This is a genomic window from Phenylobacterium sp. FG114, assembly GCF_057809855.1.
In genome coordinates this window covers 337012-360228 of sequence record NZ_JBMDKU010000002.1, presented here as the reverse complement: position 1 = coordinate 360228, position 23217 = coordinate 337012, and the positions used below count along the sequence as shown (strand labels likewise).

21 protein-coding genes are annotated in these 23217 nt (G+C 69.5%); 11 read left to right on the top strand and 10 right to left on the bottom strand.

Annotated features, from left to right (window positions below; all coding sequences use genetic code 11):
* The first annotated feature begins 175 nt into the window (after nucleotides 1-175).
* Genes ACODSY_RS04785 through ACODSY_RS04775 form a run of 3 tightly spaced genes read left to right on the top strand, consistent with a single transcriptional unit; the run spans nucleotide 176 to nucleotide 2087 of the window.
* Nucleotides 176-1078, top strand: a complete 903-nt coding sequence (locus tag ACODSY_RS04785; RefSeq protein WP_488950515.1) for a DNA/RNA non-specific endonuclease — start codon at nucleotides 176-178, stop codon at nucleotides 1076-1078.
* Nucleotides 1075-1605: an SMI1/KNR4 family protein gene (locus ACODSY_RS04780; RefSeq protein WP_488950514.1), complete on the top strand. Its 531-nt coding sequence runs from the start codon at nucleotides 1075-1077 to the stop codon at nucleotides 1603-1605. Before ACODSY_RS04785 ends, ACODSY_RS04780 begins: the two co-directional genes overlap by 4 nt.
* The gene (locus tag ACODSY_RS04775) at nucleotides 1602-2087 is read left to right on the top strand and encodes an SMI1/KNR4 family protein (RefSeq protein ID WP_488950513.1); all 486 of its coding nucleotides are present in this window, start codon (nucleotides 1602-1604) and stop codon (nucleotides 2085-2087) included. The genes ACODSY_RS04780 and ACODSY_RS04775 overlap by 4 nt, the downstream gene beginning before the upstream one ends.
* A gap of 174 nt (nucleotides 2088-2261) precedes the next feature.
* On the opposite strand, the gene ACODSY_RS04770 is transcribed toward ACODSY_RS04775, so the two are convergent.
* Nucleotides 2262-2687 (bottom strand): GNAT family N-acetyltransferase, encoded by a 426-nt coding sequence (locus ACODSY_RS04770; RefSeq protein ID WP_488950512.1) that lies wholly within the window; start codon nucleotides 2685-2687, stop codon nucleotides 2262-2264.
* 167 nt (nucleotides 2688-2854) lie between these two features.
* On the opposite strand from ACODSY_RS04770, the gene ACODSY_RS04765 reads away from it, so the two are divergent.
* From ACODSY_RS04765 to ACODSY_RS04755, 3 genes are read left to right on the top strand one after another with little or no spacing between them, the layout of a single operon-like run.
* Nucleotides 2855-4066, top strand: a complete 1212-nt coding sequence (locus ACODSY_RS04765) for a parallel beta-helix domain-containing protein (protein ID WP_488950511.1) — start codon at nucleotides 2855-2857, stop codon at nucleotides 4064-4066.
* A gap of 16 nt (nucleotides 4067-4082) precedes the next feature.
* Nucleotides 4083-5135, top strand: coding sequence for an SO2930 family diheme c-type cytochrome (locus ACODSY_RS04760; RefSeq protein WP_488950510.1), 1053 nt, complete (start codon nucleotides 4083-4085; stop codon nucleotides 5133-5135).
* Entirely contained in the window at nucleotides 5132-5941 is an 810-nt protein-coding gene (locus ACODSY_RS04755) for a CAP domain-containing protein (RefSeq protein ID WP_488950509.1), read from the top strand. The genes ACODSY_RS04760 and ACODSY_RS04755 overlap by 4 nt, the downstream gene beginning before the upstream one ends.
* Here the strand turns inward: ACODSY_RS04755 and ACODSY_RS04750 are convergent.
* Nucleotides 5938-6300: a DUF6152 family protein gene (locus ACODSY_RS04750; RefSeq protein WP_488950508.1), complete on the bottom strand. Its 363-nt coding sequence runs from the start codon at nucleotides 6298-6300 to the stop codon at nucleotides 5938-5940. The two genes, ACODSY_RS04755 and ACODSY_RS04750, sit on opposite strands and share 4 nt — an antisense overlap.
* Nucleotides 6301-6420: 120 nt before the next feature.
* Between ACODSY_RS04750 and ACODSY_RS04745 the strand changes: the two genes are divergently transcribed.
* Nucleotides 6421-7494 (top strand): NADH:flavin oxidoreductase, encoded by a 1074-nt coding sequence (locus tag ACODSY_RS04745; protein WP_488950507.1) that lies wholly within the window; start codon nucleotides 6421-6423, stop codon nucleotides 7492-7494.
* A gap of 204 nt (nucleotides 7495-7698) precedes the next feature.
* Here ACODSY_RS04745 and glcF read toward each other — a convergent pair whose 3' ends face one another.
* Genes glcF through ACODSY_RS04730 form a run of 3 tightly spaced genes read right to left on the bottom strand, consistent with a single transcriptional unit; the run spans nucleotide 7699 to nucleotide 11617 of the window.
* On the bottom strand, nucleotides 7699-8967 hold the full coding sequence (glcF, locus tag ACODSY_RS04740) for a glycolate oxidase subunit GlcF (RefSeq protein ID WP_488950506.1): 1269 nt from the start codon (nucleotides 8965-8967) through the stop codon (nucleotides 7699-7701).
* Nucleotides 8964-10136 carry a glycolate oxidase subunit GlcE gene (gene glcE / locus ACODSY_RS04735; protein ID WP_488950505.1) on the bottom strand — a complete coding sequence of 391 codons (1173 nt, stop codon included), beginning with the start codon at nucleotides 10134-10136 and terminating at the stop codon, nucleotides 8964-8966. The genes glcF and glcE overlap by 4 nt, the downstream gene beginning before the upstream one ends.
* A complete protein-coding gene (locus ACODSY_RS04730; protein WP_488950504.1) occupies nucleotides 10136-11617 on the bottom strand; it encodes an FAD-linked oxidase C-terminal domain-containing protein in 1482 nt (493 codons plus the stop codon). The genes glcE and ACODSY_RS04730 overlap by 1 nt, the downstream gene beginning before the upstream one ends.
* A gap of 62 nt (nucleotides 11618-11679) precedes the next feature.
* Here ACODSY_RS04730 and ACODSY_RS04725 point away from each other — a divergent pair, with 62 nt between their 5' ends.
* Nucleotides 11680-12264 (top strand): GNAT family N-acetyltransferase, encoded by a 585-nt coding sequence (locus ACODSY_RS04725; RefSeq protein WP_488950503.1) that lies wholly within the window; start codon nucleotides 11680-11682, stop codon nucleotides 12262-12264.
* Between the two features lies 1 nt (nucleotide 12265).
* On the opposite strand, the gene ACODSY_RS04720 is transcribed toward ACODSY_RS04725, so the two are convergent.
* Together ACODSY_RS04720 and ACODSY_RS04715 are read right to left on the bottom strand one after the other, a co-directional pair.
* The gene (locus ACODSY_RS04720; RefSeq protein WP_488950502.1) at nucleotides 12266-13048 is read right to left on the bottom strand and encodes an enoyl-CoA hydratase/isomerase family protein; all 783 of its coding nucleotides are present in this window, start codon (nucleotides 13046-13048) and stop codon (nucleotides 12266-12268) included.
* A complete protein-coding gene (locus ACODSY_RS04715; protein WP_488950501.1) occupies nucleotides 13048-14199 on the bottom strand; it encodes an acyl-CoA dehydrogenase family protein in 1152 nt (383 codons plus the stop codon). Before ACODSY_RS04715 ends, ACODSY_RS04720 begins: the two co-directional genes overlap by 1 nt.
* 128 nt (nucleotides 14200-14327) lie before the next feature.
* Here ACODSY_RS04715 and ACODSY_RS04710 point away from each other — a divergent pair, with 128 nt between their 5' ends.
* From ACODSY_RS04710 to ACODSY_RS04700, 3 genes are read left to right on the top strand one after another with little or no spacing between them, the layout of a single operon-like run.
* Complete coding sequence (locus tag ACODSY_RS04710) at nucleotides 14328-15983, top strand: AMP-binding protein (RefSeq protein ID WP_488950500.1); 1656 nt, start codon at nucleotides 14328-14330, stop codon at nucleotides 15981-15983.
* Nucleotides 15984-15991: 8 nt separating this feature from the next.
* Entirely contained in the window at nucleotides 15992-17584 is a 1593-nt protein-coding gene (locus ACODSY_RS04705) for a carboxyl transferase domain-containing protein (RefSeq protein ID WP_488950499.1), read from the top strand.
* 11 nt (nucleotides 17585-17595) lie between these two features.
* Nucleotides 17596-19476, top strand: a complete 1881-nt coding sequence (locus ACODSY_RS04700) for an acetyl/propionyl/methylcrotonyl-CoA carboxylase subunit alpha (protein ID WP_488950498.1) — start codon at nucleotides 17596-17598, stop codon at nucleotides 19474-19476.
* 6 nt (nucleotides 19477-19482) lie between these two features.
* Here ACODSY_RS04700 and ACODSY_RS04695 read toward each other — a convergent pair whose 3' ends face one another.
* The 3 genes from ACODSY_RS04695 to ACODSY_RS04685 form a co-directional block, all read right to left on the bottom strand.
* The gene (locus ACODSY_RS04695) at nucleotides 19483-20505 is read right to left on the bottom strand and encodes a DUF2804 domain-containing protein (RefSeq protein ID WP_488950497.1); all 1023 of its coding nucleotides are present in this window, start codon (nucleotides 20503-20505) and stop codon (nucleotides 19483-19485) included.
* 52 nt (nucleotides 20506-20557) lie between these two features.
* Nucleotides 20558-21847, bottom strand: coding sequence for an acetyl-CoA C-acyltransferase (locus tag ACODSY_RS04690; RefSeq protein WP_488950496.1), 1290 nt, complete (start codon nucleotides 21845-21847; stop codon nucleotides 20558-20560).
* Nucleotides 21848-21916: 69 nt separating this feature from the next.
* Complete coding sequence (locus tag ACODSY_RS04685) at nucleotides 21917-23131, bottom strand: CoA transferase (RefSeq protein ID WP_488950495.1); 1215 nt, start codon at nucleotides 23129-23131, stop codon at nucleotides 21917-21919.
* Nucleotides 23132-23217: the final 86 nt, after the last annotated feature.

The window sequence follows — 23217 nt, the reverse complement described above, 5'->3', positions numbered from 1 at the left end:
GGGCTTGCGGCGGCTGAAGCATGGATCACCGGGACAAGCCCGGAGATGATGAACATAGAGGGTTTGTTCCCTTTTTGTTCTTGACATCTGGCTGAGTTGATGTGAAGATTTCAAGGGTCAGCGCGGCTCGCCTGCCGGGGACTGCGAAATCACGGAACAGAAGAAGGGGTGTGGGATGGCGCAGACGCCACAGGGAAAACCGCGTTCGGCGCCAGGACCGGCCGCGCCACCAATGAGGCCCCCGTCAGCTCCGCTCACCGGCCTGTCATCGCCCTTCCAACGCGACTTCGACTTCCGCCATGAAGGGGCAGGTCTCAGAAAGACCGTCACGATCGGTAACCAGACCTATCGGGAGATCGATAACGGACGCGCGGGCGTCCTCGTCGCGGTCGGGGACCCGCTACGACCACCAGAGTTGGTCGCGCAGCAGCGGAAGGCTGTCGTGAACAGCCTGTTCATGGCGCAGAACCCGCTCGCGGGCGCGGCTTACGGTGTCGCCACCTTGGCAGGCGCGTCACCACGAACACGCGATCGGGCTCTCATAGTTGGCGGTATCGCCGACGCCGCCTCGGGAGCTAGCGTCCCGCGTCTTCGACAAGGCGGCCAGCGAGGAGATGTTCGTAAGAGCGCTACGGAGATTCCTCAAGGCGGAGCTATCCGTTATCGGGAGGCGAACGCTGCTGGCCAGTCACAAGGCATGCATGCGGCCCTTGGAGCCCCGTTGTTGGGAACCGGCCGCGGGACACAAAGTAACGTAAAACCACCCGGATTCATTAGCGGTGAGGCGCCCCACTTTCACCAAAGGGCGCACTTGCTTGCCAAAAGTCTTGGCGGGTTGGCTGATGAGCCAAAGAAGGTTTTCGCGGCCACGCGAAGAACTAATCATCCTCTGATGAGCGCCTACGAGAAAGACATCGCGAAGAGAGTATCTTCGGGCGAGCTCGTCAACTACTCCGTGATCCCACATTATGCTCCCGGCATGCTGGCGCCGTCGATTATCACGCTAGCTGCTTGGGGAGATCGCAAAGGGCCATCGGCACTCATTCTTGAAAACCCCTTGGGACGGCCACGGAAGTGACCATCGGCACCCTCTTGAAAGCTGTGCCCCCTCCGGCTGTGCCGGTCGGGGCGTTCCGGGGCCCTTGGGCTGCGGTGGAGGCGGAAATCGGCACACCGCTGCCGCAAGACTACAAGGATTTTGTTGGGCGCTACGGGGCCGGCGAGTTTCTAGAGTTCTTTCGCATCTACGTGCCTTGGTCCTGGTATCGAGACGCACGCCTGTCGGCGGAGGTATCGAGGATTCAGGAGGCGTTCGCGGGGTACGAAGAGCTTTCCCAACCCATGTGGCCGGAGGCCGGTGGATTGCTTCCATGTGGGGATAGCGATTTCGGGGATGCCTTCTTCTGGCTCACCCGGGGTGCTCCAGACGAATGGACGGTCGTGTTCTGGGATCGAGGCATGCAGGAGTTCGAGTTCTTCGATTGCGACCTGACCGACTTCTTAGCAGGCGTCGTGACGGGGCAGATCAGCCCGAAGCATTTCCCGAGCGACGTGTTCCCCTGCGACATGTTGTTCAAGCCGTCGGAAGACGGAAGGCCGCTGTGACCATCAAACGGCTGATCCAAGCCTTACCGCCGCCGTCCGAACCACTCGAACCCTTCACGGACCCTTGGGAGCCGGTTGAGACTTACCTTGGGACGAGGCTTCCACAAGACTACAAGGACTTCGCGCGGCTGTATGGCCGCGGGCGTGTCGCGGGGCTTCTTTACGTCAATCTGCCGGGGAGTCCCGATCAGGGCGGCAGTCTCGAGGGTGAACTCGATCTTGCGCGCGAGATGGTCAACTACGGCGTGCCCGTTCCCTATCCAGCGTGGCCCGACACGGGCGGACTACCTGATGACTGGAAGGTGGTCTTCTGGGATCGGGGCGCCAGCGAAAATGAGTGCTTCGAAGAGTTCGATTGCGGCATGGCGGAATTTCTCGCCGGACTTGCCGACGGAAGCATCCTTCCGAAGGGCCATCAGAGGGAAGACCTGGAACCCATCGGCCCGATTTTCCAACCGTATTCGCACCGGGTTGAGGACTAGTTCGCGGCTCCGCCCTCCCCCCTCTCCCTGCTCGTCATGGCCGGGCTTAACCCGGCCGTCCAACGGTCTCGTCCGGATTGCGTAGGGGAGCTCGCGCCCTGGAATGGATGGCCGGGTCAAGCCCGGCCATGACGAGTGAGCGTATGGGCGGTTGGGAACGAGCCGATACCGCCCTCACCCCACCTCATACGCAAACATCACCACCGTCTCGGCCTCGGCCCCGCGCTTGGCGTAGAGCGCCCTCGCCGGCTCGTTGTCGGTCTCGGTTGCGACCCAGGCTTCCTCGCAGCCGAGTTCGAGGCCCCGGGCGATGAGTTCGTCGAGGAGGCGGGTGGCCAGGCGTTCGCGGCGCCGGCTGGGGGTGACGCCGAGGTTGTCGATGTAGAGTTCGGTGGGCAGGTCGGGGTGGCGGTGGATCATGCCGCGGGCCTGGCCGACGGCCTCGCCGTCGCCGGCGATGGCGAGCACCATCAGGTGGCCGGGCTGGGCCAGATAGGCGGCGAGGCGGGCGGGGTCGATGGCCTCGTCGAAGATGTCGACGGCGACCTTGCTGAGCAGGGTGGCGTCGGCGGGGCCGACGCGGACGATCTCGGTGTTCATCCGGGGAGCTTAGGCGGCGGCCTCGGCGCAGACCACGTTCTCCGCGCGAGGAGGATGGGAACCGATAGGGATTGCTAGCTTAGGGCTTGCGCGGCGGCGGTGAACAGCGCCACTTACGAAGTTGAACGGCGCGTCACGATGCCGGGCAAGTCACGAGAGGAAGCTCCATGATCCGGCTCACCACGGCGCTGCTGGCGGCCACCCTGATGACGGGCGTCGCGCACGCGAAGACCCTCGCGGTGGCGCCGGGGGCGGACGCGCAGGAGCGGCTGCAGACCGCGCTGCTGGACGCCAAGCCGGGCGACGTGGTGGCGCTGGCGGCGGGGCGGTTCGAGCTGACCGATGGCCTGTCGCTGGACGTGGACGACGTGACGGTGAAGGGCGCCGGGCCGGACGCGACCGTGCTGTCGTTCAAGGGCCAGAAGGGCGCCGGCGAGGGCCTGTTGGTCACGTCCAACCGGGTGACCGTGCGCGACCTGGGCGTCGAGGACACCAAGGGCGACGGTGTGAAGTCGAAGGGGTCGGACCAGATCAGCTTCGTCAATGTGCGGGTGGAGTGGACCGGCGGGCCGAACGAGAAGAACGGCGCCTATGGCGTCTATCCCGTCAGCTCGACCAATGTGCTGATCGACAAGGTGGTGGTGAAGGGCGCGTCGGACGCCGGGATCTACGTCGGCCAGTCGAAGAACATCGTGGTCAAGAACAGCCGCGCCGAGTTCAACGTGGCCGGCATCGAGATCGAGAACTCGATGAACGCCGACGTGTTCGACAACGTCGCCACGCGCAACGCCGGGGGCATCCTGGTGTTCGACCTGCCGAACCTGCCGCAGATGGGCGGGCATTCCACGCGGCTGTTCCGCAACAAGGTGGTGCAGAACGACACGCCGAACTTCGCGCCCAAGGGCAACATCGTGGCCAATGTGCCGACCGGCACCGGCGTGATGATCATGGCCAACAAGAACGTCCACGTGTTCGAGAACGAGATCGCCGAGAACCAGACGGCCGCGGTGATGCTGGTGAGCTACGTCCAGAAGTTCGACGACAAGACCTACAATCCCCTGCCCCGCGACATCGTGGTGCGCGACAACAAGCTGGGCCGCAACGGGTGGGACCCGAAGTTCGACGGCGGCGAGATCCTGGCCAAGATGATGGGCGGAACCCTGCCGCCAGTGATGTGGGACGGGGTGACCGCGTTTCCGGGCACGAGCGACCCGGTGCGGGTGACGATCAGCAACGGACCCATCCTGAACCTGAACCTGCCGGCGCCGGGCGCCCTGATGGCCGCCAAGCCGAAGGTGGTGGAGACGCTGGGCGACGAGAAGATCGCCGAGCCCAAGCCGGTGGTGCTGCCGAAGCGCCAGGCCGACCTGGGCGCCTGAGGGCGGTCCGTCCGGTATGAAGCGCCTCCTCGCCAGCCTCGCCGCGTTGGTCTGCCTCGGGGCGGCGCCGGCTCCGGCGGGGCCGGCGCTCGAGACCCTGCTGGCCGAGGCGCCGGCGCCGAAGTTGTCGGACTACCACCTGTTCAAGGACGCCGGCGGGCGTGCGCCGAACGGCCTCACGCCCTATGCGCTGAACACGCCGCTGTTCAGCGACTATGCCGAGAAGTTCCGGTTCCTCTACCTGCCGCCGGGGACGAAGGCGGCGTACCGGGCGGACGGCGTGCTGGACTTCCCGGTGGGCGCGACGCTGGTGAAAACCTTCGCCTACCCGGCCGACCTGCGCCGGCCGGACGAGAAGGTGCGCTACCTCGAGACGCGCCTGCTGATCCACAAGCGGGAAGGCTGGGTGGCCCAGGCCTATGTCTGGAACGCCGAGCAGACCGAGGCGGTGCTGAAGCGGGCCGGGGCGCGGATCGACGTGAGCTTCGTCGACGCCCACGGACAGAGCCGATCGGTGGACTACGCCGTGCCGAACCAGAACCAGTGCAAGGAGTGCCACCAGCTCGACAAGACGCTGACGCCGATCGGGCCGAAGGCGCGGAATCTCAATGGGACGTTCGCCTATGCCGAGGGTGCGGAGAACCAGCTCGCGCACTGGAGCCGTCTGGGCCTGCTGACCGGCGCGCCGAAGCCGGAGGCGGCGCCCCGGACCGCCCGCTGGGACGATCCCGCCGAGCCGCTGGCGGCGCGGGCGCGGGCCTATCTCGACGCCAACTGCGCCCATTGCCACAACCCGCGCGCGGTGGCCTCGAACTCGGGCCTGTTCCTGAACCTGGAGGAGACGCGGCCCGCCGCGCTGGGCGTCGGCAAGGGGCCGGTGGCGGCCGGGCGCGGCTCGGGCGGCCTGCGGGTGGGCATCGAACCGGGCCATCCGGACGCCTCGATCCTCGCCTACCGGATGGCGTCGACGGAGCCCGGGGTGATGATGCCCGAGCTGGGCCGGTCGCTGACCCACGAGGAGGGGCTGAAGCTGATCCGGGACTACATCGCCGGCATGAAGACCCCGTGAGACCGACGCGGCGGGGCGTGGTGGGCGCAGGACTTGCGCTGACCGGGGCGCTGGCCGCCGCCCCCGCATGCGCCGAGGTCGCCACCGACGCCGCGCCGCCGGCCTCGGACGCGGCGGCCTGGACCCGGTACGAGGGGCGGCTGCGCGCGCGGATGGCCGATGCCGGTGGCGAGCATTTCGACGACGCCGCGGCGCGGACCGCCCTGCACGCCACCAACGCCGCGCGCCGGTCGGCGGGGGCGCCGGCGGTGGCCTGGCACGAGGAACTGGCCGCCGCCGCCCGCGCGCACGCCGGCGACCTGGCGGCGCGCAACTATGTGGAGCACCTGTCGCCCGAGGGGTTCGATCCCAGCCACCGCTTCTGGCTGCTGGGGCGCACCACCATCGGCTCGCCGTCCGAGAACATCGCCTATCACCGGGGGATCGGCCCGCCGGCCGCCGCAGACGAGCTGCTGGTCCGCTGGAAGAACAGCCCCGGCCACTGGCGCAACCTGCTGCGGCCCAGCCACACCCACGCGGCCTATGGCGTGGTGCGCGGGCGCGACCGGGTGTGGATGGTCGGCCTCTATGCGCGGCCGGTGGCCAGCCTGGCCGAGCCCCTGCCCTTCCGCTGTCGCGACGCCGACGTCGCCCGCGCCCTGAAGAGCGTGTCGGCGGAGCACCGGCCGCGTGTGGCCGCGCCCCAGGGCAGCCGGGCCGGCCGGTCCGACGCGACGCCGCCGGTGATGCAGATCACTGCCATCCGCCGCGTGGAGGCCACGGTGTTCGACGTGGTCGGCGGCCCGATCTTCGTAACGGCGGGTTAGTCTCGCGCCGGATAGAGGTCGAAGGTCTTGCCGCCGACGACGAGGCGTTCGGTCTTGATCTCGAGCGTGCCGTCGGTGCGCTTGTGGCCGCGGGCGGTGACCTGGGTTCCCTTGGGGATGGCCTGGAGGGTGAGGCCCGAGCGCTCGATGGCGGCGGGCGGGGCCAGCATGACGGCCCAGACGCCCTGGGCGGTCTTCACCCGGATCAGCCCGTGGGGCTGGCCGAGCGAGGCGTCTTCCACCACCCCGCTGACCGAGGATTCCTGATCGCTGTAGGCCGACCAGCCGTGGTGGGCGCCGGCAGGGCCGGCCACGAGGAAGAGGGCCGCCGTCAGGCCCGCGATCGACAGTCTTGCCATTCCGACCTCCTGCCCCCATGCGCAGGGTAAAGCCTCAAGGGCCTTGCAGAAAGGCTGGTTTGCCGGACCTTGCGGAAGCCCGCTACGGCTGCGGCGAAACCGTTACCTCCGGAGGCCGCCATGGCTGACCTGTTCGCGCCGATGACCCTGAACCACGGCCCCGCCCTGAAGAACCGCTTCATGCTGGCGCCGCTCACCAACCTGCAGAGCCATCCCGACGGGACGCTGTCGGACGACGAGTTCAAGTGGCTGACCAAGCGGGCCGAGGGCGGCTTCGGCCTGACCATGACCTGCGCGGCGCACGTGCAGGCGGTGGGCCAGGGCTTCCCGGGCCAGCTCGGCGTGTTCGGCGACCAGCACCTTGAGGGCCTCACGCGACTGGCCGCGGCGATCAAGAAGGCCGGCAGCGTCTCGGCGCTGCAGATGCACCACGCCGGCAACCGCTCGCCCAAGGACCTGGTCGGCACGCCGGTCTGCCCGTCGGACGATCCGGAAACGGGCGCGCGAGGCCTGAGCCTCGGTGAGGTGGAGCAGCTGGTCGAGGATTTCGTCGCCGCCGCGGTGCGGTCAGAGCAGGCCGGCTTCGAGGGCGTCGAGATCCACGGGGCGCACGGCTACATCCTGGCCCAGTTCCTGTCGCCCAAGCTGAACCGCCGCGAGGACCGGTACGGCGGGTCGATCGAGAACCGCGCGCGGATCATCTTTGAGATCATCGACGGCGTGCGCGCCCGCACCGGCAAGGACTTCCAGCTGGGCCTGCGCCTGTCGCCGGAGCGGTTCGACCTGCAGCTCGGCGAGATCGTCCAGGTGGCGCAGTCGGTGTTGACCGATGGGCGGATCGACTACCTGGACATGTCGTTGTGGGACGTCTTCAAGGAACCGGCCGAGGAGGCGTTCAAGGGCCGCAGCCTGATGAGCTACTTCACCGAGTTGGACCGCGGGAGCGTGCGGCTGGGCGTGGCCGGGAAGGTGACGTCGCCCGCGATCGCGTCGCAGATGCTGGATCAGGGCGCCGACTATGTCCTGATCGGCCGCGCGGCCATCCTGCACCACGACTTCCCGCAGCGGGCGCGCGACCCGGCGTTCACGCCCATCGCGCTACCGGTCACCGCCGAATATCTGGCCAACGAGGGCCTGGGACCGGCGTTCGTCAAGTACATGTCCACCTGGCCCGGCTTCGTCGAGGCGGCGTGACGCGCGACGCGCGGCGCGGGCGTTCCGGAGCGTGAGCGCCAGGACGATGACGGCGTATGCGCCGAAGCCGGCAAGCAGGACCTCTGGGTGGAACTCGATCCGCGTCATGACGCACCCCTCACTGAGCGGGGGCAGCTTCACCTTTTTCGGTCGGTCGCGAAATTCCGTACGGCTACGTCCGTACCGCTACTTCCGTAGGACTACCTAGGCCGTGGGCGCGCGGACCTGGGCCAGGGCGGCGGGGCGCGGGCCGCCGGTGGCCCAGTCCAGCAGCTCGACCGGATGGACGATCGGGGCGTCGAGAGCGGGAGCGAGCTGGGCCATGCAGCCGACGTTGCCGGCCGCCACGGCGACGGCGCCCGTGGCGTTGATGTTGGCCGCCTTGCGGTCGCGCAGCCGCGTCGCGAGCGCGGGCTGCAGGATGTTGTAGACGCCGGCCGAGCCGCAGCAGAGGTGGCCCTCGGCGACGGGGCGGACATCGAAACCGGCCTCGGCCAGCAGGCGCGGCGGGGCGGTCTTGATCTGTTGGCCATGCTGCAGCGAGCAGGCGGCGTGGTAGGCGACGCTCAGCCGGGGCGTCTTCACGGGCTCGGGTAGGCCGACCTCGGCGATGAACTCCAGCACGTCGCGCGCAGGGACAGCCTCGCCCACCAGCCGGCGATAGCTCTTCAACATGGTCCCGCAGCCGGCAGCGGTCGTGACGATGGCGTCGACCTTGCCCGCCTTCGCCCAGGCGGCGAGGTTCGCGCGCGCCATGGCCCGGGCCTCGTCGGCGCGGCCCAGATGCTCGGAGAGCGCGCCGCAGCAGCCCTCGCCCTCGGCCAGGACGATCTCGTAGCCGGCGCGGGCGATCAGGCGGATGGCCGCGGCGCGGACCTGGGGCGCCATCTCGGGCTCGACGCAGCCCTGCAGGAGGATCACGCGGCCCTTCGCGCGGCCGCCGGGACTTCGGCTGGGGGACGCCAGCGACCGGGGGTGCGGCGGCGGCACGAGACGCAGGAGCGCGGCCAGCGGGGTCAGCTTCAGCCGCACCAGCAGCGGCTCCAGCGGCTTGGCCAGCCGGCCGAGCGTCAGGGCCACGCCGAGGCGTCGGGGCCGGGTCAGCACCGCCGGGATCAGGGCGCGCAGGACCCGCTCGGGCCAGGGGCGAACGTGGTGGGCCTCGATGTGGGCGCGGGCGTGATCGATGAGCTGGGCGTAGTCGACGCCCGACGGGCAGGTGGTGGTGCAGGCGAGGCACGAGAGACAGCGGTCGACGTGGGTAACGGTCTCGGGCGCGGGCGGACCCCCGGTCTCCAGCATCTCGCGGATCAGCTCGATGCGGCCGCGCGGGCTGTCGCGCTCGTCACCCAGCAGGACGTAGGTGGGGCAGGTGGCGGTGCAGAAGCCGCAGTGGACGCACTTGCGGATGGCGCCGGCGCTGGCGGCGGTCTCGGGATCGGCGAGCTGTTCGGCGGTGAAGGCGGTCCTCACGCAGCGCCCTCCAACCGGCCCGGATTGAGCACGCCGAGCGGATCGAAGGCGGCCTTTACCCGGTCCTGCAGCGCGCCCAGCGCCCCGTCGCGCGGGCCGAACGCAGGCGCGCCGCGCAGGCACAGCGCATGGCCGCCCAGGCCACGGACCACGGCGCGCACCTTCTGCGGCGGCTCCTCGGTGAGCAGCCAGGCCAGGCCGCCAGCCCAGTCGTAGAGCGCGTCGCCGGGCAGGCCGTGCGGGCCGCGCCAGCCGGCGGCGGGCGGCAGCGACAGCCGCCACAGCGGCCGCGGATCGCCGGCGAAGGCTTCGACCTCGCGGATCTGGGCCCAGAAATCCCTGGAGTGGTCGCCGTCCAGGGCGTCGATCCGGCCATAGCCCTTCAGCGCGGCCAGCAGGCCCTCCACCCGCGCGGCCACCGACGCCTCGAAGCCCTCCAGCCGCAGCGCCGTGGTGGGCATCTCGGCCTTCAGCGGACGTGCGCGGGCGGCGAAGGACGGGAGGTGGGCCGCGCCCGAGACGTCCCAAGGGCCGTTCATGGCGATGGTCATGGCCTCGCTGGCGCGCACGTCGGGCAGCCCGAACAACAGCAGCGTGGTCTCGGCCCTCGGCGCGGGCAGCACCTTGATCGTTACCTCGGTGAGGATCGACAGCGTGCCCCAGGACCCGGTCATCAGCTTCATCAGGTCGTAGCCGGTGACATTCTTCACCACCTTGCCGCCGGCCTTGAACACCTCGCCGCGACCCGAGACCGCCTCGAAGCCCAGGAAGTGGTCGCGGGCGGCGCCGGCCCGGATGCGTCGGGGGCCGGAGAGGTTGGCAGCCAGCACGCCGCCCAGGGTGGGCTCGCCGCGCGCGCCGATCAGCCGCGTCCAGCGAGGCGGCTCGAACGCCAGCATCTGGCCGCGGGCGGCCACCAGCTTCTCGATGTCGAGCATCCGCACGCCGGCCTGGACGGTCAGCACCAGTTCCTCGGGGGCGTAGTCGACGATGCGGTCGAGACGCTGGGTCGACAACACGAGATCGACGGGGTCCATCTCGCCCACCACCCGCTTGGTGCCGCCGCCGATCACCTCGATATGGCGCGCGGCGGCGCCGGCCTCGGCGACGAGGGCCTGGACCTCTTCCGGTGTGGTGGGCTTGAGCACGCGGACGCCGGTGTCGATCATCAGAACCGCGGCAGCTCGGGAAAGGCGACCTTGCCCCTGTGGACGTGCATGCGGCCCAGCTCTGCGCAGCGGTGCAGGGTCGGGAACACCTTGCCCGGATTGAGCAACAGGCCCGGGTCGAAGGCGCACTTCACCCGCTGCTGGCAGGCCAGGTCGGTGGCGTCGAACATCTCGCCCATCAGATCGCGCTTCTCGACGCCGACGCCGTGTTCGCCGGTCAGGACGCCCCCCACGGCGACGCAGAGCTTCAGGATGTCGGCGCCGAAGACCTCGGCCTTCTCCAGGTCGCCCGGGATGTCGGCGTCGTAGAGGATCAGGGGGTGCAGGTTGCCGTCGCCGGCGTGGAAGACGTTGGCCACGCCCAGGCCGTACTCGGCCGACAGTTCGGTGATGCGGGTCAGCACCTGCGGCAGCGCCCGGCGCGGGATGGTGCCGTCCATGCAGAAGTAGTCGGGCGCGATGCGGCCCACGGCGGGGAATGCGGCCTTGCGGCCGGCCCAGAACGCCAGCCGCTGGGCCTCGGTCTCAGAGGTCTTCACGAAGTTCGCGCCGCGCTCAGCGGCGAGCATGCGGACGTGTCCCACCAGCTCGGCGCACTCGGCCTCGGGCCCGTCCAGCTCGACGATCAGCAGGGCGGCGGCCTCCACCGGATAGCCGACGCCCACGAAGGCCTCGGCGGCGCGGATCGCCGGATTGTCCATCATCTCCAGGCCTGCCGGGATGACGCCGGCGGCGATGATGTCGCCCACGGTGGCGGCGGCGCCTTCGACCGTCGGATAGCCCAGGAGCAGGGCCTTGGCCGTCTCAGGCTTCGGCAGGATGCGGACGGTGACTTCGGTCACGACGCCGAGCAGGCCCTCCGAGCCGGTGACGAGGCCCAGCAGGTCGTAGCCCTCGGCGTCCATGGCCTTGCCGCCTAGCCGGACGACCTCGCCGCTCATCAGGACCAGTTCGCAGCCCAGCAGGTTGTTGGTGGTCAGGCCGTACTTCAGGCAGTGCACGCCACCCGAGTTCTCGGCCACGTTGCCGCCGATGGTGCAGGCGATCTGGCTGGAGGGATCGGGGGCGTAATAGAAGCCCTGCGCCTCGACGGCGGCGGTGACGCCCAGGTTGGTGACCCCCGGCTGCACCACGGCGCAGCGGTTGGCGTAGTCCACCTCCAGCACGCGGTTGAACTTCGACAGGCCCAGCACGACCCCGTCGGCCAGGGGCAAGGCGCCGCCCGACAGCGACGTGCCGGCGCCGCGCGGCACCACCTTCACGCCGTTGGCATGGCACCAGGCCAGAATCTCGGACACCTGCTGGGTCGTCTCGGGCAGCACCACCGCGATCGGGGTCTGGCGATAGGCGGAGAGGCCGTCGCTCTCGAACGGCACGAGGCCGGCCGGCTCGGCCACCACGCCCTCGCCAGGCACGATCTTCTGCAACGCCCGCACGATCTCACCCTTGCGGGCGATGAGACTCGGGTCTGGCGCAGGCATTCTCACGAGCGCGACGGTAAGCGGAGACTCGCTGCTTCGCCATCCCGCGCTATGAAGGCGGCATGAAACCCGTCGAAGTCCGAACGGCCACGCCGGCCGACCGCGAGGCGATGATCGACACGCTGCTGCTGTCGTTCAGCGCCGATCCCTGCGTCCGCTACATCTTCTCCAAGCCGCGCGACTTCGTGGCCGGTTGGCCTCCGTTCGTGATGGGCATGGGCGGGCGCGGGCTGGAGCATGGCACGGCCTTCGTGACCGAGGATGCGGCGGCGGTCTCACTGTGGCTGCCGGCCGGCGTGGAGCCGGATCTGGAGGCCATGCTGGGCGTCCTGGCCGGCGTTGTGACGCCGGAGAAGGGCGAGGTTCTGGGGAAGGTCGGCGAGCAGATCCGCAGCCACCACCCCGAGGGCCCGCATTGGTATCTGGCGGCCGTGGGCGTGGATCCGTCGCGGCAGGGCGAAGGCCTGGGGTCGGCCATGATCAAGGAAGGCTTGCGGCTCTGCGACGCGCAGGGGCTGCCGGCCTATCTGGAAAGCAGCAATCCGCGGAACATCCCGCTGTACGAACGCCACGGCTTCGAAGTGATCGGGCTGGTCCAGCCCGACGACTATCCGCCGCTCTATCCGATGCTGCGGCCGGCCCGGTAGCCTACTTCCCCTCGAACTTCGGGGTCCGCTTGTCGTTGAAGCTGGCCACTCCCTCGCGGCGGTCCTGGGTCGTGAAGAGGTGGTTGTAGACGGTGAGCTCCAGGTCCATGGCGCGGGCCAGGTCCAGGTCCTGGCCGCCGTGCACGACGCGCTTGGCGCCGCGCACCGACAGCGGCGCCTTGCTGGCGATTACGCGGGCCACGCCCAGTACGGTCTCCATCAGGCTGTCCGCCGGAACCACGCCGCTGACGACGCCCCAGTCCAGCGCCTGATCGGCGGTGAACGGCGAAGCGGTCGTCAGGATCTCGATGGCCCGACGGGGCCCCACCGCGCGGGTCAGGAGCTGGGTGCCGCCCAGGCCCGGCAGGATGCCGAGACCCGCCTCGGGCAGGCCGAAACGGGCGCCTTCGGCGGCGTAGGCGAAGTCGCTGGCGAGCGTCATCTCGCAGCCGCCGCCCATCGCCGCGCCTTGCACCGCGGCGATCACCGGGACGGGACAGGCGAGCTGGGCGCGGATCATCGCCTCGAACAGGCGGTGCTGCTCGGCCCAGGCCTCGTCGGTCATCCCGTTGCGTTCCTTGAGGTCGGCGCCGGCCTGGAAGTGCTTGCCCTCCCCCCGCAGGATCACCGCCCGCAGGCTCTCGTCGCCGCGCAGCTTCGACCAGACCTCGAGCAGTTCGCGGCCCATCTGGGTGGAGAGCGCGTTCGCGACCTCTGGGCGGTTGAAGGCGATGACGGTGACGCCGGGCGCGACCTCTTCGACCTTGATCGTTTCGTAGGTCATCAGAAACTCTTCGGCTGCCCCAGGACGTGGGTGGCGACGTGGCTGAGGATCAGGTTCGTGGAGATCGGGGCCACCTGGTAGAGCCGCGTCTCGCGGAACTTGCGTTCGATGTCGTATTCCTCGGCGAAGCCGAAGCCGCCGTGGGTCTGCAGGCACATGTCGGCGGCAAACCAGGAGGCTTCCGAGGCCACGAGCTTGGCCATGTTGGCTTCGGTCCCGCAGGGCTGGCCCGCCTCGAACAGCTCGGCCGCCTTGTCGACCATCAGGCTCGCGCTGGTCATCTGGACGTGGGCGCGGGCCAACGGGAACTGCACGCCCTGGTTCTCGCCGATCGGGCGGCCGAACACGACGCGGTCCTTGGCGTACTGACTGGCGCGGTCGATGAAGAACCGGGCGTCGCCGATGCACTCGGACGCGATCAGGATGCGCTCGGCGTTCATGCCGTCCAGGATGTACTTGAACCCCTTGCCCTCCTCGCCGACCAGGTTCTCGGCCGGAACTTCCAGGTCCTCGAACAGCAGCTCGGTGGTGGCGTGGTTCAGCATGGTGCGGACGGGCGTGATGGTGAGGCCATTGCCCTTCGCCGTCCGCATGTCGACCAGCAGGACGCTCATGCCGGCCGACGTCTTGGCCTCGTCGCGCGGCGAGGTCCGGCATAGCAGCACCATCAGGTCGGAGTGTTCGGCGCGGCTGATCCACAGCTTGCGGCCGTTCACGACGTACTTGTCGCCGACCTTCTTCGCGAAGGTGGTGATGCGGGTCGTGTCGGTGCCGGCGTCGGGCTCGGTGACGCCGAAGGCCTGCAGGCGCAGCTCTCCGGTGGCGATCTTCGGGAGGTAGGCCTGCTTCTGCGCGGGCGTCCCGTGCCGCAGCACGGTGCCCATGGTGTACATCTGGGCGTGGCAGGCGCCGCCGTTGCAGCCGCTGCGGTGGATCTCCTCCAGCACCGCCGTGGCGGCGGCGAGGCCGAGGCCGGAGCCACCGTATTCCTCGGGGATCAAGACCGACAGGAAGCCAGCCTCGGTCAGAGCCTGGACGAAGGCCGTCGGATAGGCCCGCTCGCGGTCCAGTTCGCGCCAGTAGGCGCCGGGGAAGCGCGCGCACAATTTGCGCACGGCCTCGCGGATCTCGGGGAAGGTCTCGGTGGTCACGATCGTTTCTCTGCCACGGGAACCCTGGGTGAGCCTAGCGGCCGATCACCTGTCCATCGATCGCCCGCGAAAGCGGATGACACGCCGGGAGCCGGCCGCCACCATGCGAAGAACAAGGGAGGAGGACGATGGCCCAGCTCAGCTACGTCCATGGGGCCAGCGCCCAGCCGCTGATCGGGCGGACGATCGGGGCGCTGTTCGACGACACCTGCGCGGCGCACCCGGACGCGCTGGCGCTGCTCTCGCGGCATCAGGGTATCCGCTGGACCTATGCCGAGCTGAAAGCCCGGGTGGACGCGTTCGGCGCGGGGCTGCTGGCGCTGGGGCTCAACCCCGGCGATCGGGTGGGCATCTGGGCGCCAAACTGCGCGGAGTGGACGATCACGCAGTTCGCCACCGCCAAGGCCGGGTTGATCCTGGTGAACATCAATCCGGCCTATCGACTGTCCGAGGCGGAATATGCGCTGAACAAGGTGGGCTGCCGGGCCCTCGTGACCGCCGTGCGGCACAAGACCAGCGAATACCTGGCGATGGTGCGCGAGCTGCGGGATGGGGGCAGGCTGCCTGCGCTGGAAACGGTCATCACCCTGGGCGACGATCCCCACCGCGGCTGCCAGAGCTTCGCTCACGTCTCGCACACGGCCAGCCACGCCGATCGGCTGCGGCTGGAGGAGATCGGGCCGACCCTGCAGTTCGACGACCCGATCAACATCCAGTTCACCAGCGGCACCACTGGGTTCCCGAAGGGGGCCACGCTCTCCCACCACAACATCCTCAACAACGGCTTCTTCGTCGGCGAGGCGATCCGGCTGAAGGCGGGCGACCGGGTCTGCATCCCGGTGCCGATGTACCACTGCTTCGGGATGGTGATGGGCAACCTGGGCTGCCTGACCCACGCGGCGACGATGGTCTATCCGGCCGAGGCGTTCGAGCCCCTGGCGGTGCTGCACGCCGTGGCCGAGGAGCGGTGCCAGGCGCTGTACGGCGTGCCGACGATGTTCATCGCCCTCCTGGGCCATCCGGACTTCGCCGCCTTCGACCTGGACTGCCTGCGCACCGGGATCATGGCCGGTTCGCCCTGCCCCATCGAGGTGATGCGCGAGGTGATCGACCGGATGCACATGCCGCAGGTGACCATCGCCTACGGCATGACCGAGACCTCGCCGGTCAGCTTCCAGTCGGGCTGCGACGACAGCCTGGAGGTGCGAGTCTCGACCGTCGGCCGCATCCAGCCGCATTTGGAGGTGAAGATCGTCGACGCCGAGGGCCGGATCGTCGCGCGCGGCGAGGCGGGCGAGCTGTGCACCCGGGGCTATTCCGTCATGCTGGGCTACTGGGACGACGCCGAGCGGACGGCCGAGGCGATCGACGCGGCTGGGTGGATGCACACCGGCGATCTGGCCACGATCGACGACGACGGCTGCTGCAACATCGTCGGGCGGATCAAGGACATGGTGATCCGGGGCGGCGAGAACATCTATCCGCGGGAGATCGAGGAGTTCCTGTACCGCCATCCCGCGATCCAGGACGTGCAGGTGATCGGCGTGCCCGATCCGAAGTACGGGGAGGAGCTATGCGCCTGGATCGTGCTGAAGGCGGGGGAACAGCTCGACGTCGAGGCGGTGCGCGATTTCTGCAAGGGCCAGATCGCCCACTATAAGATTCCACGCCACATCAAATTCGTGGAAGGGTTCCCCACGACCGTGACGGGGAAGGTGCAAAAGTTCGCCATGCGCGAGGCGATGATCGCTGAACTTGACCTCGTGCTCGAAAAGACGGCCTAGGGCGGGGCATGAGGAAACTGCAATCGGCGCTCGACACGGGATCGGCCGCCTTCGCCGCCAACGCCGAGGTGAACCGCGGCCTGGTCGAGGAACTGCGCGAGCGGACCGGCAAGGCGGCGCTGGGCGGGCCCGAGGGCAGCCGCGAGCGCCATGTGAGCCGCGGCAAGTTGCTGCCCCGCGACCGGGTGATGCGGCTGCTGGATCCCGGCGCGCCGTTCTTGGAGGTGGGCCAGCTCACGGCCTTCGGGCTCTATGACGACGAGGCCCCGGCGGCGGGCGTGATCACCGGCATCGGCCGGGTTTCGGGCCGCGAGGTGATGATCGTCGCCAACGACGCGACGGTGAAGGGCGGCGCCTATTTCCCGCTGACCGTGAAGAAGCACCTGCGGGCGCAGGAGATCGCCCTGCAGAACCGCCTGCCCTGCGTCTACCTGGTGGACTCGGGCGGCGCGAACCTGCCGCACCAGGCCGAAGTGTTCCCCGACCGCGAGCACTTCGGGCGCATCTTCTTCAACCAGGCGCGGATGAGCGCCGAGGGCATCGCCCAGATCGCTTGCGTCATGGGCTCGTGCACGGCCGGCGGCGCGTACGTCCCGGCGATGTCGGACGAGACCGTGATCGTGCGGAACCAGGGGACGATCTTCCTCGGCGGCCCGCCGCTGGTGAAAGCCGCGACCGGCGAGGTGATCTCGGCGGAGGAGCTGGGCGGGGCCGACACCCACGGCCGGCGCTCGGGCGTCGTCGACCACGTGGCCGAGAACGACGAGCACGCGCTGACCATCGTGCGCCGCATCGTGGCCAACCTGAACACCACCAAGACGCACGACCTCTACCTCGAGGCGCCCGAGCCGCCGGCCTTCGATCCCGAGGAGCTGTACGGCGTCGTCCCGCAGGACGTGCGCGCGCCCTACGACGTGCGCGAGGTGATCGCCCGCATCGTCGACGGCTCGAAGTTCGACGAGTTCAAGGCGCTGTACGGAACCACCCTGGTCTGCGGCTTCGCGCGGATCTGGGGCTATCCGGTCGCCATCCTGGCCAACAACGGGGTGCTGTTCTCGGAGAGCGCGCTGAAGGGGGCGCACTTCATCGAGCTGGCCTGCAAGCGGAAGATCCCGCTGGTGTTCCTGCAGAACATCTCGGGCTTCATGGTGGGTGGCCGCTACGAGGCCGGCGGCATCGCCAAGGACGGGGCCAAGCTGGTGACCGCGGTCGCCTCGGCCGAGGTCCCGAAGTTCACCGTCCTGGTCGGCGGCTCGTTCGGGGCCGGCAACTACGGCATGTGCGGCCGGGCCTATTCCCCGCGCTTCCTGTGGACCTGGCCCAACAGCCGGATCAGCGTGATGGGCGGGGAGCAGGCGGCCTCGGTGCTGGCCACCGTCCACCGCGACGCCGACAAGTGGACGCCCGAGCAGGAAGAGGCTTTCAAAGCGCCGGTCCGCCAGCGCTACGAGGACGAGGGCAACCCCTACTTCGCCACCGCCCGCCTGTGGGACGACGGCATCATCGACCCGGCCCAGACGCGCGACGTCCTGGGCCTGTCCATCTCCGCCTCGCTGAACGCGCCGGTCCCCGAGACCCGCTTCGGCGTCTTCCGGATGTAAGCGGAATGGCCATGTTCAAATCTGTCCTGGTCGCCAATCGCGGTGAAATCGCTCGTCGGGTGTTCTCCACCGCCCGCAGCATGGGCATCGAGACCGTCGCCGTCTTCTCGGAGGCCGACCGCGATGCGGGCCATGTGCGCGACGCTGACAAGGCGGTGATGATCGGCCCGGCCGCCGCGCGCGACAGCTATCTGAAGGGCGACCGCGTGATCGCCGCCGCCAAGGCGGCCGGCGCCGAGGCGATCCATCCGGGCTATGGCTTCCTGTCGGAGAACGCCGAGTTCGCCGAGGCGGTGATGGCCGCCGGGCTCATCTGGATCGGGCCGCCGCCGTCGGCGATCCGCGCCATGGGCCTGAAGGACGCGGCCAAGAGTCTGATGGCCAATGCGGGCGTGCCGGTGACGCCGGGCTATCTGGGCGAGGACCAGTCGGCCACGCGGTTGAAGGCGGAGGCCGAGATGATCGGCTTCCCGGTGCTGATCAAGGCCGTGGCCGGCGGCGGCGGCAAGGGCATGCGGCTGGTCGAGAGCGCCGAGGCGTTCGACGCGGCGCTCGCGTCCTGCCAGCGCGAGGCGGCGGCCAGCTTCGGCGACGATCGGGTGCTGCTGGAGACCTACGTCACCCGCCCGCGCCACATCGAGGTGCAGGTGTTCGGCGACAGCCACGGGAGCGTCGTCCACCTCTACGAGCGCGACTGCTCGCTGCAGCGCCGCCACCAGAAGGTGATCGAGGAGGCGCCTGCGCCGGGCATGAGCGACCAGGCCCGCGCCGCGGTGACCGAAGCGGCGGTGAAGGCCGCCAAGGCGGTGGGCTACGTCGGCGCCGGGACCGTGGAATTCATCGCGGACGCCAGCCAGGGCCTGCGCGGCGACCGCATCTGGTTCATGGAGATGAACACCCGCCTGCAGGTGGAGCATCCGGTCACCGAGATGGTCACCGGGCTGGACCTGGTGGAGTGGCAGTTCCGCGTGGCCGCCGGCGAGCCGCTGCCGCTGCGCCAGGAAGAGATCGAGCTGAACGGCCACGCGGTGGAGGCCCGCCTCTACGCCGAGAACCCGTCCACCGGCTTCCTGCCGTCGATCGGCAAGCTGGAGAGCTTCAGCCTGCCCACCAGCGTGCGGGTCGACACCGGGGTGGACGAGGGCGACGCCATCACGCCCTTCTACGACCCGATGATCGCCAAGCTGATCGCCCACGCGGAGACCCGCGACGAGGCGATCGCCCAGCTGGCCGAGGCCTGCGGCGAGGTCGAGGTGTGGCCGGTGAAGACCAATGCCGCGTTCCTGGTCCGTTGCCTGGAGACGCCGGACTTCATCGTGGGCAGCGTCGACACCGGGCTGATCGGACGCGAGCTGGACGAGCTCACGGCGGCGGCCGAGCCGTCGCCGGAGGCGTTGGCCACCGCCGGCTGGGCGTTCCGCGAAGCCGTGGAGCAGCGCGCGGGCGAAAGCACCCCCTGGATCGACCTGAAGGGCTTCCGCCTGAACGCCCCGGTCGTCGAGACGGCGCGGCTGTTCTACGGCGACCGGGCGCTGGAGGCCGAGATGCCCGGCGAGCCTAGCCGCTTCATCCATGTGGTGAGCGAGGAGGAAGTCGTCGTGTTCGAGGGCGGCGAGGCCTTCGCCTTCCGCGATCACCCGCCGGTGGCCGATGCGGGCGGCGGGGGCGGCGACGGCCAGATCCGCGCACCGATGCCCGGCAAGGTGACCCAGCTGTCGGTCAAGGCTGGCGAGAAGGTGACGAAGGGTCAGCCGCTGCTGACGCTCGAGGCCATGAAGATGGAGCACGCGCTGGCGGCGCCGTTCGACGGCCTGGTCGAGGAACTGGCCGCGGAGCTGGGCGCCCAGGTCAGCGAAGGCGCGTTGCTGGCCCTGTTGAAGCCCGCGGAGTAGCCCGGGCTACCAGGCGTTCTCCACCTGCTCGGCGAAACCGAGCAGGTTCGCGAAGGTCACCTTGCGCCCGTCGTCGAGCACCGCCGACCCCGAGAAGCGGCCGAACACCTGGTGGGTGATGGACCGGATGATCTTGAAGTCCGAGGCGTCCGCACGGTCGAGGATGGGCTCGAAGGTCATCTCCAGGCGACCGTCGCTGCTGGAGAAGCGCCACGGGGCCCCATCGTAGGTTCCTTCCGGAAGGTGGAAGGTCACCTGGTCCAGCTTGTGCGCCACGCCGTCGTAGAAGACCATATTCTCGGTGGCGGCCGACGTGTCGCCGAAGCCGTAGCCGATGTTGAAGCCGAACGGCACGCCGTCCGCCAGGCCCGAGGCCGACCCCCAGTACCAGACGTTGTGGTAGGTCCAGACGCCACGACCCCAATCGAGCACGCCGAACGCCTTGTCAGGGGTGAAGGCATAGGTCTCTCCGCCCAGCGCGATCTCGCCGCTGGCCGGCATGCAGTTGATCTTCTGGTTGTAGTAGAAGGCCTTCGGCGCCTCGGCCCAGGGCGTGGCGATCATCATGCGATCCATCGGCGGCTGCGCGAGGCGGAGCGTCCCGTTCAGGCCCTGGCCGTTCCCGAAGCCCGGGCAGTGGATCTCCAGGCTGCGCCCCTCCGGCGTGTGGCGGAAGGCCAGCCTGAGCGTCGGGTGATCCTGGACGATGTCGCCCACGTCGGCGCTCTGCGGCATCCGCATCCGGCCAAGCGGCAAGGGCGTGATGACGCTCTCGGTGGTCACGGAACGGGTCTGGAAATCTAGCCACACGGTCGACAGGAAGCCCATGTAGCCGTTGTCGGCGACGACGGCGGCCAGGCCATAGTCTCCGGTCAGGACGCAGTAGTAGTCCCACTCCTTGATCCTGAAGGGCGACGCCGCGATGGCCTTGCGGCTGTAGCGGCGCGCCTCGCGGCGGGCCCAGCCGCCCTCGGCGAGCCGGCCGCGCCGGTCCAGCAGGTCTCCGGTTCCCAGTTCGATCTGCGCCACCCGCCCCTCCGCCCGAATCCGCCGGCATCAGAGCAGGCCCGGCGGCCGGGGCCTAGCCGTTGCGCAGCAGCGCCATGGTCCCCTGGCCACCGTCGGCGCAGATCGAGACCACGGCCCAGGTCCCGGCGGGCATGGCGGCCAGTTCCTTGACCGCCTGCGACAGGATCCGTGCGCCAGTGGCGCCGAAGGGATGGCCCAGCGCGGTCGAGCCCCCGTTCGGGTTCATCCGCTCGACCGGGAAGCGGCCGAAGTCGCCGGTCACGCCGGCCTTGTCGCGCAGGAAGGCCTCGTCCTGCAGCGCCTTGATGTGGGTCGCCACCTGGGCGGCGAAGGCCTCATGGATCTCCCACAGCCCGACGTCCTCGTAGCGCAGGCCGTGGCGCGCCAGCAGCTTGGGAATGCCGTAGGCGGGGGACATCAACAGGTACTCGTGGCGCAGGTCGATGGCATTGATCTCGTAGTCCACCAGACGCACGCGCGGCGTCGCGGCCGGCAGGCGATCCAGGCCCTTCGCCGTCGCGACCCAGAGGGCCGCGGCGCCGTCGGTGAGCGGGCTGGAGTTGCCGGCGGTCAGCGTGCCCTTGCCGCTGGTGCGATCGAACGACGGCTTGAGCTTCGCCAGCTTCTCCAGACTGGTGTCGGCGCGCACGGTGGTGTCGTGGCCCGCCTCGGCCATCCGGATCACCAGGTCGTCGAAGAAGCCGGCCCTCCAGGCAGCGGCCGCGTTCTGGTGGCTGGCGAGCGCGATCTGGTCCTGCTCCTCGCGGGTGATCGCCCAGCCCTTGGCCATCTCCTCGGTGTGCTCGCCCATGCTCTTGCCGGTGACCCGGTTCTGGATCTTCGGCACGTGCAGGCGCACGTCCGAGAGGCGGGTTTGGCCGAGTGCGGCCAGGCGGTCGCCGAAGGTCTTGGCCTCCATCACCTTGCGCAGGTCGTCGGACAGGTTCTGGGTAAGGCCGATCTGGACGCGGCTCATGCTCTCGACGCCGCCGACCAGCGCCAAGTCGCGGCCGCGGCCGTCCAGCATCCCGGCGGCCTGGAAGGCGCCGGCCATGCTGGTGGAACAGGCCATGACGGTGGAGAAGGCAGGGATCGAGGCGTCAGCGCCCGCGTCCAGCAGGGCTTCGCGGGCGATATTGCTCCAGGCCAGGTTGGGGATCACCGCACCCCAGACGGCCAGGTCGGGCGTGCCGCCTTCGGCCAGCATGGCCTGGATCACCGGGACCGAGAGCTCGAGCGCATCCTTGGACGCCAGGACACCGCCAGCCCTGGCGAAGGGCGTGCGTTTGCCCGCCGCCAGCCAGACGCCCTCGCCTGCCGATTTCGCCGCCGCTCGCGCCATCGAAGCCTCCACCGTCTCAGACGGCAGAGATGGCCCTTCGGCGTGGGCGCCGCCAGCTATCCGATGGTCTTAGGCGCCGGCCACCACGCCCCGGTCGTGCAGGCGGGCGATCTCGCCGCCGCTCAGGCCCAGGACCTCGGCCAGGATTTCGTCCGTGTGCTGGCCCAGCTTCGGCGCCGGCGTGACCGGCCGGCGCTCGTCCTGCGGGATCGTGCCCATGGCGCCGGGAGCCGGGTAGCTGAGACCGCTGGGATGGCGGACGGTCTCGAACAGCGGGTTGTCCTTGAAGAGACGCGGATCGTCGAGCGCCACCTCGAGCGTCTGATAGCTGCCCCAGGTGACTCCGCCGGCGTCGAAGGCGGGCGTGAGCTCGGCCGCCGTCTTCGCGGCGAAGGCGCGCTCGAACAGCGGGTAGAGCCGGGCGCGATGGGCGAAGCGCAGGCCCTCGTCTTTCGCGAACGACACGCCCAGCTCGGCCTCCAGCGCGGCCGCCTCGGCGCCGATGCCCAGGGCCTCCAGCGCCTTGCTCCACTGCTTGGGCGTGATGGCCAACAGCATCAGCTTCTGGCCGTCCTTCGTCGTGAAGTCGCGGCCGAAGGCGCCGAAGACGTCGTTGCCCATCCGCTCGCGCTGGCGGCCGGCCAGCAAGGTCTCGGCGGTGAAGCCCAGGTTGGCCATGGTGGCCGCGCCGATGTCACTGAGCGGGGCGCGGATCTCGCGCCCGCCTCGCCCGCGCGTCCGCGCCAGAAGGGCCGAGACCAGGGCGAAGGCGCAGTAGGCGCCGGTGAGCAGGTCCCACGCAGCCAGCACGTGGTTCACCGGCCGCTCGTCGCCCACCGGGCCCGTCATCAGCGGCAGACCGAGCGCCGAGTTGATCGTGTAGTCCATGCCCTGGGAGCCATCCGCCCAGCCCATGACGCGCACGCAGATCAGGTCGTCGCGCAGCGCCTTCAACCTGTCGTACGAAAGGAAGCCGTCGACCGGGAAGTTCGTGACGAACAGGCCGCCGTCGTCGCCGGGCGCCGCGGCCAGCCGCTGGGCGATCTCGCGGCCCTCGGGACTGGCCAGGTCGATGGCGATCGACTTCTTGCCCTTGTTCAAGCCTTCCCAGTAGAGGCTGGACCCATTTTCCGCGAGCGGCCAGCGGCGGAAGTCCGGCCCGCCGCCGATAGCGTCGAAGCGGATCACCTCGGCGCCCATCTGGGCCAGGTAGAGCCCGCAGGTCGGCGCCGCCACGAAGGCCGACCCCTCCACCACGCGCAGGTCCTTCAGCAGATCGTACATTCTAGACCCCACTCATCCCCGCGGATGCGGAGACCCAGGCTGTTCTTCCCGACGTCTCTAGCGGCCCATCGCCTTGCGGAAGGCAA

Coding starts and splice junctions, on each gene's coding strand:
- ACODSY_RS04765 (WP_488950511.1), top strand. CDS start 2,855: ATGATCCGGCTCACCACGGCGCTGCTGGCGGCCACCCTGATGACGGGC.
- ACODSY_RS04690 (WP_488950496.1), bottom strand. CDS start 21,847: ATGGCGCGAGCGGCGGCGAAATCGGCAGGCGAGGGCGTCTGGCTGGCG.
- ACODSY_RS04730 (WP_488950504.1), bottom strand. CDS start 11,617: ATGCCTGCGCCAGACCCGAGTCTCATCGCCCGCAAGGGTGAGATCGTG.
- ACODSY_RS04725 (WP_488950503.1), top strand. CDS start 11,680: ATGAAACCCGTCGAAGTCCGAACGGCCACGCCGGCCGACCGCGAGGCG.
- ACODSY_RS04685 (WP_488950495.1), bottom strand. CDS start 23,131: ATGTACGATCTGCTGAAGGACCTGCGCGTGGTGGAGGGGTCGGCCTTC.
- ACODSY_RS04750 (WP_488950508.1), bottom strand. CDS start 6,300: ATGGCAAGACTGTCGATCGCGGGCCTGACGGCGGCCCTCTTCCTCGTG.
- ACODSY_RS04710 (WP_488950500.1), top strand. CDS start 14,328: ATGGCCCAGCTCAGCTACGTCCATGGGGCCAGCGCCCAGCCGCTGATC.
- ACODSY_RS04700 (WP_488950498.1), top strand. CDS start 17,596: ATGTTCAAATCTGTCCTGGTCGCCAATCGCGGTGAAATCGCTCGTCGG.
- ACODSY_RS04785 (WP_488950515.1), top strand. CDS start 176: ATGGCGCAGACGCCACAGGGAAAACCGCGTTCGGCGCCAGGACCGGCC.
- ACODSY_RS04745 (WP_488950507.1), top strand. CDS start 6,421: ATGGCTGACCTGTTCGCGCCGATGACCCTGAACCACGGCCCCGCCCTG.
- ACODSY_RS04705 (WP_488950499.1), top strand. CDS start 15,992: ATGAGGAAACTGCAATCGGCGCTCGACACGGGATCGGCCGCCTTCGCC.
- glcE (WP_488950505.1), bottom strand. CDS start 10,136: ATGATCGACACCGGCGTCCGCGTGCTCAAGCCCACCACACCGGAAGAG.
- ACODSY_RS04760 (WP_488950510.1), top strand. CDS start 4,083: ATGAAGCGCCTCCTCGCCAGCCTCGCCGCGTTGGTCTGCCTCGGGGCG.
- ACODSY_RS04720 (WP_488950502.1), bottom strand. CDS start 13,048: ATGACCTACGAAACGATCAAGGTCGAAGAGGTCGCGCCCGGCGTCACC.
- ACODSY_RS04770 (WP_488950512.1), bottom strand. CDS start 2,687: ATGAACACCGAGATCGTCCGCGTCGGCCCCGCCGACGCCACCCTGCTC.